The 13,167-nt window shown below is 65.8% G+C and carries 17 protein-coding genes; 8 read left to right on the forward strand and 9 right to left on the reverse strand.

Annotated elements, in window-relative coordinates; all coding sequences use genetic code 11:
* Positions 1–62: 62 nt before the first annotated feature.
* From WFP78_RS00170 to WFP78_RS00180, 3 genes are read right to left on the reverse strand one after another with little or no spacing between them, the layout of a single operon-like run.
* The gene (locus WFP78_RS00170) at positions 63–593 is read right to left on the reverse strand and encodes an LptA/OstA family protein (RefSeq protein WP_336958189.1); all 531 of its coding nucleotides are present in this window, start codon (positions 591–593) and stop codon (positions 63–65) included.
* A gap of 26 nt (positions 594–619) precedes the next feature.
* Positions 620–1,270: an LPS export ABC transporter periplasmic protein LptC gene (lptC, locus tag WFP78_RS00175; RefSeq protein ID WP_336957738.1), complete on the reverse strand. Its 651-nt coding sequence runs from the start codon at positions 1,268–1,270 to the stop codon at positions 620–622.
* Between the two features lie 24 nt (positions 1,271–1,294).
* Positions 1,295–1,912 (reverse strand): ribonuclease D, encoded by a 618-nt coding sequence (locus tag WFP78_RS00180; RefSeq protein ID WP_336957739.1) that lies wholly within the window; start codon positions 1,910–1,912, stop codon positions 1,295–1,297.
* A gap of 422 nt (positions 1,913–2,334) precedes the next feature.
* Here WFP78_RS00180 and WFP78_RS00185 point away from each other — a divergent pair, with 422 nt between their 5' ends.
* Together WFP78_RS00185 and WFP78_RS00190 are read left to right on the forward strand one after the other, a co-directional pair.
* Positions 2,335–3,180, forward strand: a complete 846-nt coding sequence (locus tag WFP78_RS00185; protein WP_336957740.1) for a cold-shock protein — start codon at positions 2,335–2,337, stop codon at positions 3,178–3,180.
* 261 nt (positions 3,181–3,441) lie between these two features.
* Positions 3,442–4,704: a methyl-accepting chemotaxis protein gene (locus tag WFP78_RS00190; protein ID WP_336957741.1), complete on the forward strand. Its 1,263-nt coding sequence runs from the start codon at positions 3,442–3,444 to the stop codon at positions 4,702–4,704.
* Between the two features lie 123 nt (positions 4,705–4,827).
* On the opposite strand, the gene WFP78_RS00195 is transcribed toward WFP78_RS00190, so the two are convergent.
* The 3 genes from WFP78_RS00195 to WFP78_RS00205 form a co-directional block, all read right to left on the reverse strand.
* On the reverse strand, positions 4,828–5,319 hold the full coding sequence (locus WFP78_RS00195; protein WP_336957742.1) for a Dps family protein: 492 nt from the start codon (positions 5,317–5,319) through the stop codon (positions 4,828–4,830).
* Positions 5,320–5,460: 141 nt separating this feature from the next.
* Positions 5,461–6,027, reverse strand: a complete 567-nt coding sequence (locus WFP78_RS00200; protein ID WP_336957743.1) for a TMEM165/GDT1 family protein — start codon at positions 6,025–6,027, stop codon at positions 5,461–5,463.
* A 30-nt stretch (positions 6,028–6,057) separates the two neighbouring features.
* On the reverse strand, positions 6,058–6,384 hold the full coding sequence (locus WFP78_RS00205; RefSeq protein WP_336957744.1) for a hypothetical protein: 327 nt from the start codon (positions 6,382–6,384) through the stop codon (positions 6,058–6,060).
* Between the two features lie 223 nt (positions 6,385–6,607).
* On the opposite strand from WFP78_RS00205, the gene rpmG reads away from it, so the two are divergent.
* Complete coding sequence (gene rpmG, locus WFP78_RS00210) at positions 6,608–6,775, forward strand: 50S ribosomal protein L33 (RefSeq protein ID WP_021226203.1); 168 nt, start codon at positions 6,608–6,610, stop codon at positions 6,773–6,775.
* A 206-nt stretch (positions 6,776–6,981) separates the two neighbouring features.
* Here rpmG and WFP78_RS00215 read toward each other — a convergent pair whose 3' ends face one another.
* Positions 6,982–8,853 carry a PhoX family protein gene (locus tag WFP78_RS00215; RefSeq protein ID WP_336957746.1) on the reverse strand — a complete coding sequence of 624 codons (1,872 nt, stop codon included), beginning with the start codon at positions 8,851–8,853 and terminating at the stop codon, positions 6,982–6,984.
* 159 nt (positions 8,854–9,012) lie between these two features.
* Entirely contained in the window at positions 9,013–9,375 is a 363-nt protein-coding gene (locus WFP78_RS00220) for a response regulator (protein WP_336957747.1), read from the reverse strand.
* Between the two features lie 69 nt (positions 9,376–9,444).
* On the opposite strand from WFP78_RS00220, the gene WFP78_RS00225 reads away from it, so the two are divergent.
* The 5 genes from WFP78_RS00225 to WFP78_RS00245 are packed head-to-tail and all read left to right on the forward strand — an operon-like array spanning position 9,445 to position 12,787.
* Positions 9,445–9,720, forward strand: coding sequence for a DUF3572 family protein (locus WFP78_RS00225; protein ID WP_336957748.1), 276 nt, complete (start codon positions 9,445–9,447; stop codon positions 9,718–9,720).
* A complete protein-coding gene (locus WFP78_RS00230) occupies positions 9,720–10,367 on the forward strand; it encodes an HAD family hydrolase (RefSeq protein WP_336957749.1) in 648 nt (215 codons plus the stop codon). The genes WFP78_RS00225 and WFP78_RS00230 overlap by 1 nt, the downstream gene beginning before the upstream one ends.
* 32 nt (positions 10,368–10,399) lie before the next feature.
* Complete coding sequence (locus WFP78_RS00235; protein ID WP_336957750.1) at positions 10,400–10,861, forward strand: RidA family protein; 462 nt, start codon at positions 10,400–10,402, stop codon at positions 10,859–10,861.
* The gene (locus WFP78_RS00240; RefSeq protein ID WP_336957751.1) at positions 10,839–11,618 is read left to right on the forward strand and encodes a glycerophosphodiester phosphodiesterase family protein; all 780 of its coding nucleotides are present in this window, start codon (positions 10,839–10,841) and stop codon (positions 11,616–11,618) included. Before WFP78_RS00235 ends, WFP78_RS00240 begins: the two co-directional genes overlap by 23 nt.
* Before the next feature lie 8 nt (positions 11,619–11,626).
* Complete coding sequence (locus tag WFP78_RS00245) at positions 11,627–12,787, forward strand: GNAT family N-acetyltransferase (RefSeq protein WP_336957752.1); 1,161 nt, start codon at positions 11,627–11,629, stop codon at positions 12,785–12,787.
* Between the two features lie 10 nt (positions 12,788–12,797).
* Here WFP78_RS00245 and WFP78_RS00250 read toward each other — a convergent pair whose 3' ends face one another.
* The gene (locus WFP78_RS00250; RefSeq protein WP_336957753.1) at positions 12,798–13,094 is read right to left on the reverse strand and encodes an SEL1-like repeat protein; all 297 of its coding nucleotides are present in this window, start codon (positions 13,092–13,094) and stop codon (positions 12,798–12,800) included.
* Positions 13,095–13,167 lie beyond the last annotated feature (73 nt).

Consider the following 13,167-nt stretch of genomic DNA (forward strand, 5'->3'; position numbering starts at 1 on the left):
TTTGTGCATGGCGAAAAGCCCCGGCGCGAAAAATCTTCCGATTTGGGCCGATTATCGGTGGTTTACGGCTGTTTGGACGTGCGCTGCGGCACTGTGAACGTGCCCGATACACGGCCGGAACTGCTGGTCGATGCGCCCGGCGTGCCGGTCGAGCGGCCATCCACGGTCGAACGGCCGCTGTTGAGGTCCATCACCAGCCGCCCGCCGGTCAGGCGGTTCGCGCCCTGGTTCAGCTGGACATTGCCGAGCATGGTGATGAGGCGCTTGTCGAGGTCGTAGATGGCGACATTACCGCGCGCCGTATCGGTGCCGCGCGTTACCACGACATTGCCCGAAGCGTCGATCCGGTCGATCTGCACATCGCCCGCCTTGGTATAGGCGACGGTCATGCGCGCGGCCGTCAGGTGCAGCCCCGCCTGGTCGACCACGACATTGCCGGACACCATGACGCGGTCGGCGCGGTCCTGCACTTCGATCCGGTCGGCGGTGAAATTGACGGGCGCGTTGCTGTCATGCCCCTTCATCACCTGCGCCCGCGCCGAAAAGGTCGCCGGCGACAGCGACAACACGCCAAGCGTGGCGGCACATGACATGAAGGCCAGAGCGGCAGGAGCGCGGGTCATCGTGCATGCCCTTTGAGGCCATTTTGATCGATACGCAAGCGGGCACGGCCATTCAGCGTCACGGTGCGATTCTCCATGTCCGCTTCCAGATGGTCGGCGCTGAACGTGCCGATCGGCATGCGCCCGTCGACCCGGCCCTGGCTGCGCAGTTTCCGGCTTTTCATGTCGAGCCCGACATCGCGCGTCGTCAGCCGATATCCGTTCGCCGCCTGGAACTGCACGGGACCGTCGATGGCGATATTCTCGCTGTCCAGATTATAGCGGCCACGCTGCGCCTCCAGCACCGCCGGCCCATCCTCCAGCAGGATGCGGGCGGAAAGATCGTTGAGGTTCACGATCGGCTCGCGCGAGCTTTTCTGCACGGCGGAACCGGCGCGCAGGGAAAAGGGCTGCCCCTTGCTGTCCTCCCCCCGGTATAGCGCTTCGGAGACGCGCATGCGTTCCGTTGCCACCGCCACCTTGTTCTTGTCCAGCACGAAGCTGACCTCGCTGCCGCGGGTGAAGGGCGCGGTCGCCAGAAAGGCGGTGAGGATGCCGACTGCGATCGGCAGCACCGTCTTGAGCACGCCGACCATCCGGTCGTGGCTGCCGCCGGGAACCGCCCAGTGGCGCCGGTCGCTGCGCTGCAGGTCTGCCTGAAGGGACATGGAGGGGCGGTGTCCTTGGACGCGTCACATATGGGCGAAGATGTCGGTTTCCGGCCAGCCCGCCAGATCCAGCAGGGCGCGATGCGGCAGGAAATCGAAACAGGCCTGGGCCAGTTCCATCCGGCCCTCGCGGATCAGGCGGCGGTCCAGTTCCTCCTTCATCTGGTGGAGGAAGCGCACGTCGGATGCGGCATAGTCCTTCTGCGCGTCGGACAGCACGGGGCTGCCCCAGTCGGAGCTTTGCTGCTGCTTGCTGATGTCCTGCCCCAGCAGTTCGCGCACCAGTTCCTTCAGCCCATGCCGGTCGGTATAGGTGCGGATGAGGCGGGAGGCGATCTTGGTGCAATAGACGGGCGCGGCCAGCACGCCCAGATAATGCTGGATCGCCGCGATATCGAACCGCCCGAAATGATAGATTTTCAACCGGGCCGGATCGGCCAGCACCGCCTTCAGATGGGGTGCCGCATAATCGCTGCCGGGGTTGAAGCGCACCAGATGCTCGTCGCCCTTGCCGTCGCTGATCTGCACCACGCACAGTCGGTCGCGCGGGGTGATGAGACCCATGGTCTCGGTGTCGACGGCAACGGGGCCTGCGGCGAGCACGCCTTCGGGCAGGTCTTCTTCATGGAAATGGACTGTCATTGCCCTTCCTTAGGGGGGTGAAAGCCGCACTGCAATGCGCCGTTTGGGGGTGGGCGGGGCCTTTGGCCGTCCTGGCCCGGCTGCCCTGAGTCGGCCGGGATGGCGCGTCGCCGCCGGCAGGGCGATGCCGGGCGGGAGAATCGGGCAGGTGCCGTGCGGGCGCGGCACCTGCGGGGGCATTCCCTTTCATCGCGATTTTGCACCGCCTGAGCGTTGGAATGGTCCGTTTCGTCCGCACGCCGCGCCCGGACCCTTCCGAATTGGCCCGGAACGTGAGATTTCCATTGAAAATCATTCGCGCTCACAGGAATTGTTGATATAGTGATTCTCAAACCGTGCTTGTGCGGCGGATTTCTCATGTCTCTTCGTCCGACATGGCTATCCGATTTTCTTTGGGGCGAAGCGAAAGTGACTAACAGGGCATGAGTTTTGATAGAGGTCGCCGCGGGCGCGGCAAGGACAAGCGGGACGGTTTCGGGGACGAGAGTTTCGGCGGCTTTCCAGAACAGAGCGGAGGTCGCTTCGGTGGTGGCGGCTTTGGTGACCGCGGCGGATTCGGCGATCGCGGTGGCTTTGGCGGTGGTGATCGCTTCGGCGGCGGCGGCGGCGGCGGCGGTGGTTTCGGCGACCGTGGTGGTTTCGGCGGCGGTGATCGTGGCGGCTTCGGCGGCGGCGGTGGCGGCGGCTTCCGTGGCGGTGGCGGCGGCGGCGGTGGCCGTGGCGGCATGCCGGCCCAGGTCGTTGGCGAAGGCACCGGTGTCGTCAAATTCTTCAACGGACAGAAGGGCTTCGGTTTCATCGTTCGCGATGATGGTGCCGAGGATGTGTTCGTTCATATCAGCGCCGTCGAGCAGGCCGGCCTGACCGGCCTTGCCGAAGGACAGCCGCTGGGCTTCACGCTGGTCGATCGTGGCGGCAAGATTTCGGCCACCGATCTCAAGATCGAGGGCGAGCCCCTGCCCGTTACCGACCGTGGCCCGCCGCGCGAGCGGCCGGCTGCCGGTGGTGGTTTCGGCGGTGCCGAACGCGGCCCGCAGCGTCAGCTGACGGGTGAGCGCGCCAGCGGCACGGTCAAGTTCTTCAACGCGATGAAGGGCTTCGGCTTCATTCAGCGCGACGATGGCCAGCCCGATGCATTCGTACATATCAGTGCGGTCGAGCGTGCCGGCATGTCTTCGCTGAACGAAGGCGACCGGCTCGATTTCGAGCTGGAGGTGGATCGTCGCGGCAAATATGCCGCCGTCAACCTGCAGTCGAAGGCCGAATAAGCCCAATCGACCTGCCGGGCGACCGGCATGAACGGGAAATAGCCGGCATGAACGGCAAAAAGAATGGGGGGTGGGCCTGCGGTCCGCCCCTTTTTCCTTCCGGAAGCTTACGGATTGACAGGCTGTTCAACCCGAAATTAACGGCTGATGGCCGATACAGGTGGTATGAACGATGATCGCACCTGTGCCACGCCGCTCCGCTCCGCTCACGACCTTGATCGGCTGAATCGCTTTATCGCGTCTCAAAATGCAGATGGCGCGGTGAGCGCGGCAGGCCATCTGCTCTGGGAGCACTGCCCGGACCTGATGCTTGCCCTGTTCAGGCAGCGCTGGCACCGGGCGCTCGGCAAGGGGTGCGTCACCGTGCCGGCGGGCATGGATACCGACACGATGGTGCAGCAGGGGGTCGACCTTGCGCGTGACCAGTTGATCAACGCCCATGCGTCCGACTGGGCGGCATGTGCGATCCATCTGGCGAGCTATATTACGCCGGGCACCGACAGCGGCGTGATCTGCTGCAGTTTCGTCGACCAGTTCCTGCTGGCCGAACGCGGGATCGCCGAAGCCTTCCCCGATGACGAAGCGCTGCGGGCAAAGCTGATCGGTGCCTTCCACCGCTTCCACTATTTCGAACTCACGCTGATCATGTCGGAATTCACCCGGCTGGAACGGCAGCGGGCGACGGACGAACGGAGCAAGGCGGGGGAGCTGTTCCAGGCCGATGTCGCGCGCCAGCTTTCCTCGGCGCAGGATGATTCGGCGGCGTTGCGCCGCGACTGCGAAGAAAGCGCCCGCGCGGCACGCCATACGCTGGACCGCGCGCTGGAAGTGGCGGCCGCCGCCGAGCAATCCTCGCTCGCCATGCTCGATGCGGCGCGCACGGCCGCCGGTCTTTCCCAGATGATCGCCGATGTGGAAGGCCAGATCGGGCAGGCCGGCGAGATTTTCTCCCACGCCGTGGTCGATGCGGACCAGGCGGCGAAGTCCAGCCGATGGCTGTCCGAACAGGCGCGGTCGATCGAATCGATCCTCGGCCTCATCCGCGACATTGCCGGCCAGACCAACCTGCTCGCGCTCAACGCCACGATCGAGGCCGCGCGGGCGGGCGACGCCGGCCGGGGCTTTGCCGTGGTGGCGCAGGAAGTGAAGAGCCTCGCCAACCAGACCGCGCGCGCCACGGACGACATCGCCAGCAAGATCGGCGCCATTCAAAGCGCAACCGACGATGCCGTCGATGCCAATGCCCATATCCAGCGGCGCTTTGACGAGATGACCGCGTCGCATGAGGTCATCAATGCCGCGCTCACCCGCCAGTCGAGCACGGTCACGGTGATCGCCGCATCGGTGGATGAGACCGCGCGCACGGCCGACAGCATCTCGGGCACGATCGACGCCATTCGCACCGACGCGCAGACCATGGTCGAGCGCATCGCGCGGCTGGAACAGGGATCGCGGACGGTGGACGGCTATCTGGGCCAGATGCGTCGCCGCACCGATGCCTTCCTGATCGCCATCGCCAGCTAGGGCATCTCCTATCCGGAAGACCGGATATCCGCTCTTCCGCCTCGCCAAAAGACGATGGGCGGCAGCGGGATCATCCCGCTGCCGCCCATGTCATGACCGGAAATGGCCGTTTGCGGTGTCGGCTCAGCCCTTGCGGCCGGCCTCGAACAGGAACCAGGCGCGCTGTTCGGCCTGGTCGGTCCAGTCGTCGATAATGCCTTCGGTCGCGTTGTCGCCGGCCGCGGTCGCCGCATCCTTCGCCGCGCGCAGCGATTCGACCAGGTTCAGATTATCCTGCCGCAGTTCGGCCAGCATGTCGTCGGGGCTCACGAAATCGGCGTCATTGTCCTTCACCGTCTGGTGGCGGGAAATATCGCCGATCGAGCGCAGCGTTGCATTGCCGATCTTGCGCACGCGCTCCGCGATCAGGTCGGTGGTGCCCAGGATCTGGGTGGCCTGTTCGTCGAACATCAGGTGATAGTCGCGGAAATGCGGGCCGGACACATGCCAGTGGAAGTTCTTGGTCTTGAAATACAGCGCATAGCTGTCGGCCAGAACGCCGTTCAGCGCTTCGGCGACCGACCTGGTTGCGTTGGACTTGAGATCGGTAGGCGTTTTGAGGTCCTGGGCGGTCATTCGAAAGTCTCCTGCCAGAAAAGATACGGTGACATAACGAAGGATAGCAGAGTTGGTGCCGCACAGGTCCGCGAAAATCTGGATCAGGGCAATCGATTATCCCGATCAGCGCCGGAGATCATGGCTAAGTAATGGCCCGAATCAGGGCAAATGAAGCGCCTCGGCCGCAAGCCAGCATGCGATCGCAAGGCACAGCAATCCGCTTGCGCGCCTGATCGCGCGGAGCGGCAATGCGGCGAAATAGCCGCCGCGCAGCAGGACGACGGGTGCGCCCGCCGCCATGATCCCGGCAGCGCCGCCGATGCCGGCCATGACGGGATCGGCGGCGCGCGCCGCAATGGCGCCGATCAGGAATGGCGAGGCTTCGCCAAAGCCCAGGATGAAGAGGCCGAGGGCGCTGGTGAGGAAGGGGCCGGTGCGCCAGCCCGAAAGTGTGTCGGGCATCCTGGCGGGCATCAGCATGGCGACGCCGGCAAACAGCGTGGCGATGGCCAGAAACAGCAGCCGCGCGTCGGGCGGGATCATGGGGGAGAGCAGGCCGCCGGCGGCTGCGGACAGGGCCGCATTGGCGATGGCTGCCACGCCAAGGCCGGCAAGCACGGCGCCCGTCCGGCGATAGCGGGTGGACAGCGCCAGCGCCAGCAACTGGCTGCGATCGCCCAGTTCGCAGGCAAGGCAGCCAAGCAGCGCGAGGAGCAGCGCGTCCATCGAATCGGCAGGCGCGCTGCGTGCCGGGCGTCAGTTGTGCAGCGGTGGCTGCGCGTGCGGGCGGGCCGTCGCCGTCGGATGCGGGATGACGATGTCGCAAGGGGTAGCGCTCGCGGCGTCGCGCATCAGGTCCAGATAGGAGAGGACCACCGGGCCATGCCCGTCCAGCGCAAGCGCGGTTTCGAGGATCGCGGCCAGCCGCTCCACCTCGTCCATGCCAAAGCTGCGGGCCGTGTAGCGGATATGGTCGATCTCCTCGCAAATGCGCGAGAAGCTGACATGGCCGCGTTCGGCGGCCAGCCCGTCGATGCGGTTGACGATGTCGGTACGAATGGCCAGCGTGGCGTCATATTTCATGGGGCCTGCTCCCTGATGCCCGGATAGGGGGATCATGCGCGCGCTTGGTTAACGACCCGTAAAGCAAGGCGTCGCCATGGCCCGAATATGCCGTTACAGCATGGGCGCGGGCCATCGCGTGCTTGACAAGCGCGGGAATCTGCAGCAATGGGCAGCGCTGAAACGGGGCGGCCGCAGGGCCGCTTTATTATTTTACGCGCATTCACTTCCGAAGGATTGGGCCATGGCCAAGCCAGCCACCGTCAAGATCAGACTCGTCAGCTCCGCTGACACCGGCTTCTTCTACGTTACGAAGAAGAACCCGCGCACGAAGACCGAGAAGCTGAGCTTCCGCAAGTACGACCCGGTCGCGCGCAAGCATGTCGAGTTCAAGGAAGCCAAGATCAAGTGACGCGGCGGCGGCCACAGGCCGCTGCATCGTCATCCCGGACCTGATCCGGGATTCGGGGCGGTCATGCACCTCCCCCCTGATCTGACGGCAAAAGGCCCCGTTCCATGATGGAACGGGGCCTTTTGCCGTTACTCTATGCTTGTCGTCGATTCGCGCGGCTGGGAGGGGGACGGCGCCGAATCGCGTCCGGCGCCGTCCTGTCCCCATCAGTTGCCGACCGGCTGCGCGTCCGACCGGCGCACGACGATGGTCGAGGAACGCGGCTGAGCGCCCGCCACCGGCCAGCTGCCATTGGGGTGCTGGATGTTGATGAAGAAGCTCTTGAGGTCCGGCGTATAGGCGATGCCGGTGATCTCGCAGCCCTTCGGCCCCACCAGGAAGCGCTTGGACAGTTTCGACACCTGGTCGATATGGTACATCGAATTGCTGCCGAACGCCTGCTCCAGCGTCTTGCCGGTCGCGCCCGATGCGCTGGTGATGCTGTGATCGGTCTGCACCCACAGCCGCCCCTGCGGGTCGATGCGCAGGCCGTCGGGACTGGAGAAGATGTCGCCGTTGATGTTGCCGACGACATTGCTTGGCAGCGCGGGATCGGCGGCAAAGCCCGCCAGCACGAAGATTTCCCAGGTGAAGGTCGTCGCCAGCGGCGAGTTGCCCGCTTCCTTGAACTTGATGATGTGGCCGTGGCGGTTGACGATGCGCGGGTTGGCCGCATCCGTTACCTGGCGGCCGCTGTTGTTGGTGAGGGTGCAGTAGACCGCGCTGTTGTCCGGCGCGACGGTCAGCCATTCCGGGCGGTCCATGATCGTGCCGCCGGCGACGCGGGCGGCGATCTGCGTCCTGGTCAGCACGTCGGACTGGGTGTTGAAATCGACCGTCACCGGCGTCGGCGCGGTGGTCGACTGGCTGACGTCGCCACGATCGACGGCGCCTGCGACCAGGCCGTTGCGCCCCTGCACCAGCGCGCGCCATTCGCCCGAGCCATCGGCATTGAAGCGCGCCACATACAGCGTGCCATAGTCGAGCAGGTCGGTGTTGGCGGCGCGATTGGCGCTGCTGAAGGCGCGATCCGGCACGAATTTGTAGATGCAGCCCGGCGTCGAATCGTCGCCCATGTAGAAGGCGGTGCGGTTGTTGGCGTCGGCCATATGGGCGACGTTCTCATGGTTGAAGCGGCCCATGGCGGTGCGCTTGATCGCCTGCGGCAGGATTTCGCCATAGGGATCGAGTTCGACGGCCCAGCCATAGTTGATCGCGGGCTGCGCCGGATCGAGATAATTGTTCGTCGTCTCCTCGCAGGTGAGGTAGGTGCCCCAGGGGGTGCGACCGCTGGAACAGTTGTTGAGCGTGCCCTTGATGGTGCCCGAAAGCGCGCCCGCCGCCGGGCCGCCGGCGCGATAGTTCATATTGCCGGTGTAGCGCTTGTTATATTTGGAGCCGGCCTTCACCGCCCATTTGCCGTCCGTTCCCCTGGCGATCTCGATCACCGATACGCCCACGGCGGAGAGCGCCTGCGCCTTCTGCTCGGCGGTCGCCGTCGCGGCATCGTAGCTGCCGGCGAACAGGATGTTGTAGTCGGGAAGCTCGTGATTGATGGCGAGCAGGCCGCCGCTGTTCGGGTCCACGCCGGCCAGTGCATAGAATTCCATGCCGTCATGATTGCCGCCGGCCTGCTTTTCCGTTTCGGCGGCAGGCTGGTAGGCGCCCTTGTAGCCGGGCGCGCCCGCTTCCACGATATCGCCGGCGGAGAACATGACGTCGACGGTATAGCCGGCCGGCACCGTGACCACGTCATTGGTGTTCATCGGGACGGAGGTGAAGGCGATGCTGTAGCTGGGGGCGGGGCTGGGCGTGGGGGTGCCGGGCGTGGGGGTCGGCGTGCTCGTTCCGTCGTCTTCGCCGCAGGCGGCCAGCGTGCCCAGCAGCGGCAGGATGGAAAGGCCCATCAGGCCGTTCTTGATGATCGTGCGGCGCGCCGGATTGGCGGCGACCAGCGCTTCAAGGCTCTGTTCGGGCAGGTCGATGGTCGGCTGGGCGGCGCGATAGGGCGCACGCGCCTCGTCGGTGAGATGCGACATGATGGATATCCCTCTGTTCCCTCGTCGCCCGGGTATGTCCCGGCGATGGTGACGAGGGCATGGCAGCGGGAGATGACGTGAAGCTGTCATCCCCGCGTCGGAACGAGGACAACTGCATGACACTCCCGTGACAGCGGAGGGGGTATCCCGCGGCGCGCTTCAGAGCAGGCTGTTCACCACCTGGATGAACTTCATCACCGCGATCGGTTTCGACACATAGGCTTCGGCTCCGGCGGCGCGAATCTGTTCCTCGTCCCCCTTGCCCGCATAGGCGGTAACGGCCATGACGGGGACGCGCGCGAGCGAAGGGTCGGCCTTCAGCGCGACGATAAGGTCGATGCCGCTGACATGAGGCAGGTGAATATCCATGATGACAAGATCGGGCTGGAAAGCACGGGCCTGGTCGATGGCCTCGCGGCCGTCGCGCACCGGCATCGTTTCATGTCCATGCGCCCGCAACAGGTCGCAGAACAGCTTGAGGTTGAGTTCGTTGTCCTCGACAACGAGCACGCGCTTGCCCACTTGGTTCTCCAGTAGATGTCCCCTCAGGAGCGCGCGACCCTGTGCTCTTGCCGATGAGAGGCAATAACTATGCGCGAGAGTGAAAGAAACGGCAAGAGTGTCGATGCAGAAATACTTGGTCTTCAAGCGCTTGCCTGGGTCATGGCGGATGCTTCACGCGCGCAGAGACTGCTCGACATGACCGGCCTGACCCCCGATGCCTTGCGTTCCGGCCTTGGCGACCCTGCGATATTGGGCGCGGTCCTGGCATTTCTTGCGGCCCATGAACCGGATCTGATTGCCTGTGCGGCGGCGCTGGAGCACCGTCCCGAAGCGCTTGTCGCCGCGCTGGAGGCTTTAGCATAATGGCCCGCCCGCTGATAGTCACCGATTGCGACGAGGTGCTGCTGCACATGGTCGTGCCGTTCCGCGCCTGGCTGGACGAGGCGCATGGCGTGCATTTCGAGCTGCGTGGCCAGGAATTCGCCGAGGCGCTGCGCCACAAGGACAGCGGCGTGCCGTTGGAGCGCGAGCTGGTGTGGACGCTGCTCACTGCCTTCTTCCAGACCGAAATGCACCGGCAGCAGCCGATTTCGGGCGCCGTCGCCGCGCTCGCCAGCCTGTCGCGCATCGCCGACATAGAGGTGCTGACCAATATCGGGGAGGCCGCGCATCTGGGCCGGATCGCGCAGTTGCGCGCGCTGGGCATCGACCATCCGGTGCATTGGAACCAGGGCGGCAAGGGCCGGCCGCTGGCACGCATCCTGGCGCAGCGGCAGCCGAGCGTCGCGATCTTCATCGACGATCTGGGCGAACATCATGCGTCGGTTGCCCGCCACGCTCCCCATGTCTGGCGGCTGCATATGGTGGGCGAGCCGGAAATCGCGTCGGTCGTGCCGCCCGCGCCCTTCGCCCATGCGCGCATCGATGACTGGGGCGCGGCGGAGGCGTGGATCAGGGCGCGGATCGCGCAGGGGCCGGCGCCCGTCGACGCGATGGCACAAGAGGCTTGACCGCCGCGCGTCCCCATGGTGATGACGCATCCATGAGCATTGAAAGCCGCATCGCCGAACTCGGCCTCACCCTTCCCACGCCCGCAGTCCCTGTCGCCGCCTATGTGCCGGCGGTCGAGGCGGGCGGCTTGCTGCACATCTCCGGCCAGCTGCCGTTTGACGATGGCGCGCTGATGACCGGCCGGCTGGGCGAGGACCGCGATGTCGATTTCGGCATGCGCGCGGCGGAGAAATGCGGCCTGATGCTGGTGGCGCAGATCAAGGCGGCGCTGGGCTCGCTCGACCGGGTGGAACGGATCGTGAAGCTGGGCGCCTTCATCAACAGCGCCGGCAGCTTCACCGATCAGCCAAAGGTCGCCAATGGCGCATCCGAACTGATGGTGGCGATCTTCGGCGACGCCGGCCGCCATGCCCGCAGCGCCGTGGGCGTGCCCGTGCTGCCGCTGGGCGCCGTGGTAGAGATCGACGCGATTGTCGCTGTTCGCGCCGCTTGATGCGCTGCTGGCGCCCGCGCCCGATGCGGCGCGGATCGCCTTTCTGAAGGATATCCCCTTTGCCCATCGCGGCCTGCATGGCGGCGCGGTGGTCGAAAACAGCCTTGCCGCCTTCGATGAGGCGATGGCCGCCGGATATGGCATGGAATGCGACGTGCAGGCGAGCCTGGACGGCATTCCCTTTATCTTCCACGATACGCTGCTGGACCGGCTGACCGGCGAGAAGGGGCCGCTCGGCGTGCGCACCGCCGATCTGCTCGATGCCGTCACCCTCTCCGGCAATGGAGAGCGGCTGCCCCGGCTGGAGGCGCTGCTGGCGCTGGTCGCCGGGCAGCGGCCGTTGCTGATCGAAGTGAAGGTGCCGGGGCGGCAGGTGGCGCGGCTGTGCCATGGTGTGCGCCGCGCGCTGGAGGGCTATCGCGGCCCGGTCGCGGTGATGTCGTTCAATCCGCAGGTGGGCGCATGGTTCGCGCGTGCGGCCCCGCGCGTCGTGCGCGGACTGGTGGTGACGCAGCAGGGCAAGGGGAAAATGCGCGGCGCGGTGGAGCGCACCCTTGCGCTCTGGCGGGCGAAACCCGATTTCCTGGCCTATGATATCCGCGACCTGCCCGCCCCCTTCGCCACGCGCGCCCGCCGCCGGGGACTTCCCGTGCTGAGCTGGACGGTGCGCGACGCCGCGCAGGAGGCGGTGGCGCTGGTCCATGCCGATCAGATCATCTTCGAGCATCCGTCCATGGCTGCATTGGCCAATGGCTGAGTCGGCCCATGGCTGAAGACGACCGCGCACCGCTGGTCGCGCGCACCGTGCCGGGTGTGGCGCAGATCGCGCGGGCGGACTGGAACGCCTGTGCCGGCGATGCCAACCCCTTTGTCTCCCATGAATTTCTGAGCGCGCTGGAGGAATCGGGCAGCGTCGGCCCCGGCACCGGCTGGCAACCGCTGCCGATCCTGATCGACGGTGCGGATGGGCGGCCCGCCGCCATCGCGCCGGCCTATGGCAAGACGCACAGCCAGGGCGAATATGTGTTCGACCATGGCTGGGCCGATGCGTGGCAGCGGGCGGGCGGCAATTATTATCCCAAGATCCAGGTGGCGGCGCCCTTCTCCCCGGTGCCCGGCCCACGGCTGCTGCTGCGCGACGCTTCGCTCGGCCCCGCGCTGGTCGCCGCGCTGGAGGCGTTGACGGACAACAACGGCCTTTCCTCCGCCCATGTGACCTTTGTCGAGGAAGCGCAGCTTGAAACCTTCCGCGATGCCGGCTGGCTGATCCGCGAGGGGCACCAGTTCCATTGGTCCAATCGCGGTTATGCCGGTTTCGAGGATTTCCTCGCCGATCTTTCCAGCCGCCGCCGCAAGGATGTGCGCAAGGAGCGGGCGCGGGCGGTCGAGGGGTTGGAGATCGTGCATCTGACCGGCGATGCGATCACGCAGGCGCATTGGGATGCCTTCTGGACCTTCTATCAGGATACCGGCGCCCGCAAATGGGGGCGGCCCTATCTGACCCGCGCCTTCTTCACCCTGCTGGGCGAGCGGATGGCGGACAGGATCTTGCTGATTTTTGCGTTGGACGGCGGCGTGCCGGTGGCCGGCGCGCTGAACCTGATCGGCGCGGACACGCTGTACGGGCGCTACTGGGGGTGTTCGCGCGACATCCCCTATCTGCATTTCGAGCTGTGCTATTATCAGGCGATCGACGCGGCGATCGCGCTTGGCCTCCAGCGGGTGGAGGCGGGTGCGCAGGGCGAGCACAAGCTCGCGCGCGGTTATGTGCCGATGCCGACATGGTCGGCCCATTATATCCCCGACGCGGGGTTCAGGCGCGCGATTGCCGACTTCCTGGAACAGGAGCGCGCGGCCGTCAGTCAGGAACGGGAATTCCTCTCGACGCATGTGCCCTTCAAGCAGGGTGGCAGCGGCGAGGCCTGATGACCGTCGGTCAGGCGGCGCGGCGGCCGGTTGCGACGATCCAGGCGCGGGCAAGTTTCTGCGCTTCGGAGATTTCGCGGGCGGTCATCTCGTCGGCGATCTCGGCGCGCATCGCCTGGCCCGCTTCGCTGCCGCCCAGCGCGGACAGGTTGAACCATTTATGCGCCTCGATCAGGTCGATGCCGACGCCGCCCGTGCCGCAGCTATAGGCGATGCCAAGATCGTAACAGGCTTCCGGCGATCCCCGGGCGGCGTCCGCCAGCCGGCTTTCGATGAGAAATTCTGCGCTCTTGATACTGTTACCCATGACTTCATCCCCCTGACACGAACACCTCTGCGTGAATATTGGGGGCCAGCTTCGCCGGGCGGGGATAAGAAAT

This window comes from Sphingobium aquiterrae (assembly GCF_037154135.1).
Lineage (GTDB): Bacteria > Pseudomonadota > Alphaproteobacteria > Sphingomonadales > Sphingomonadaceae > Sphingobium > Sphingobium aquiterrae.

Coding starts and splice junctions, on each gene's coding strand:
- WFP78_RS00170 (WP_336958189.1), bottom strand. CDS start 593: ATGTCATGTGCCGCCACGCTTGGCGTGTTGTCGCTGTCGCCGGCGACC.
- lptC (WP_336957738.1), bottom strand. CDS start 1,270: ATGTCCCTTCAGGCAGACCTGCAGCGCAGCGACCGGCGCCACTGGGCG.
- WFP78_RS00180 (WP_336957739.1), bottom strand. CDS start 1,912: ATGACAGTCCATTTCCATGAAGAAGACCTGCCCGAAGGCGTGCTCGCC.
- WFP78_RS00185 (WP_336957740.1), top strand. CDS start 2,335: ATGAGTTTTGATAGAGGTCGCCGCGGGCGCGGCAAGGACAAGCGGGAC.
- WFP78_RS00195 (WP_336957742.1), bottom strand. CDS start 5,319: ATGACCGCCCAGGACCTCAAAACGCCTACCGATCTCAAGTCCAACGCA.
- WFP78_RS00200 (WP_336957743.1), bottom strand. CDS start 6,027: ATGGACGCGCTGCTCCTCGCGCTGCTTGGCTGCCTTGCCTGCGAACTG.
- WFP78_RS00205 (WP_336957744.1), bottom strand. CDS start 6,384: ATGAAATATGACGCCACGCTGGCCATTCGTACCGACATCGTCAACCGC.
- rpmG (WP_021226203.1), top strand. CDS start 6,608: ATGGCCAAGCCAGCCACCGTCAAGATCAGACTCGTCAGCTCCGCTGAC.
- WFP78_RS00215 (WP_336957746.1), bottom strand. CDS start 8,853: ATGTCGCATCTCACCGACGAGGCGCGTGCGCCCTATCGCGCCGCCCAG.
- WFP78_RS00225 (WP_336957748.1), top strand. CDS start 9,445: ATGCGCGAGAGTGAAAGAAACGGCAAGAGTGTCGATGCAGAAATACTT.
- WFP78_RS00230 (WP_336957749.1), top strand. CDS start 9,720: ATGGCCCGCCCGCTGATAGTCACCGATTGCGACGAGGTGCTGCTGCAC.
- WFP78_RS00235 (WP_336957750.1), top strand. CDS start 10,400: ATGAGCATTGAAAGCCGCATCGCCGAACTCGGCCTCACCCTTCCCACG.
- WFP78_RS00245 (WP_336957752.1), top strand. CDS start 11,627: ATGGCTGAAGACGACCGCGCACCGCTGGTCGCGCGCACCGTGCCGGGT.
- WFP78_RS00250 (WP_336957753.1), bottom strand. CDS start 13,094: ATGGGTAACAGTATCAAGAGCGCAGAATTTCTCATCGAAAGCCGGCTG.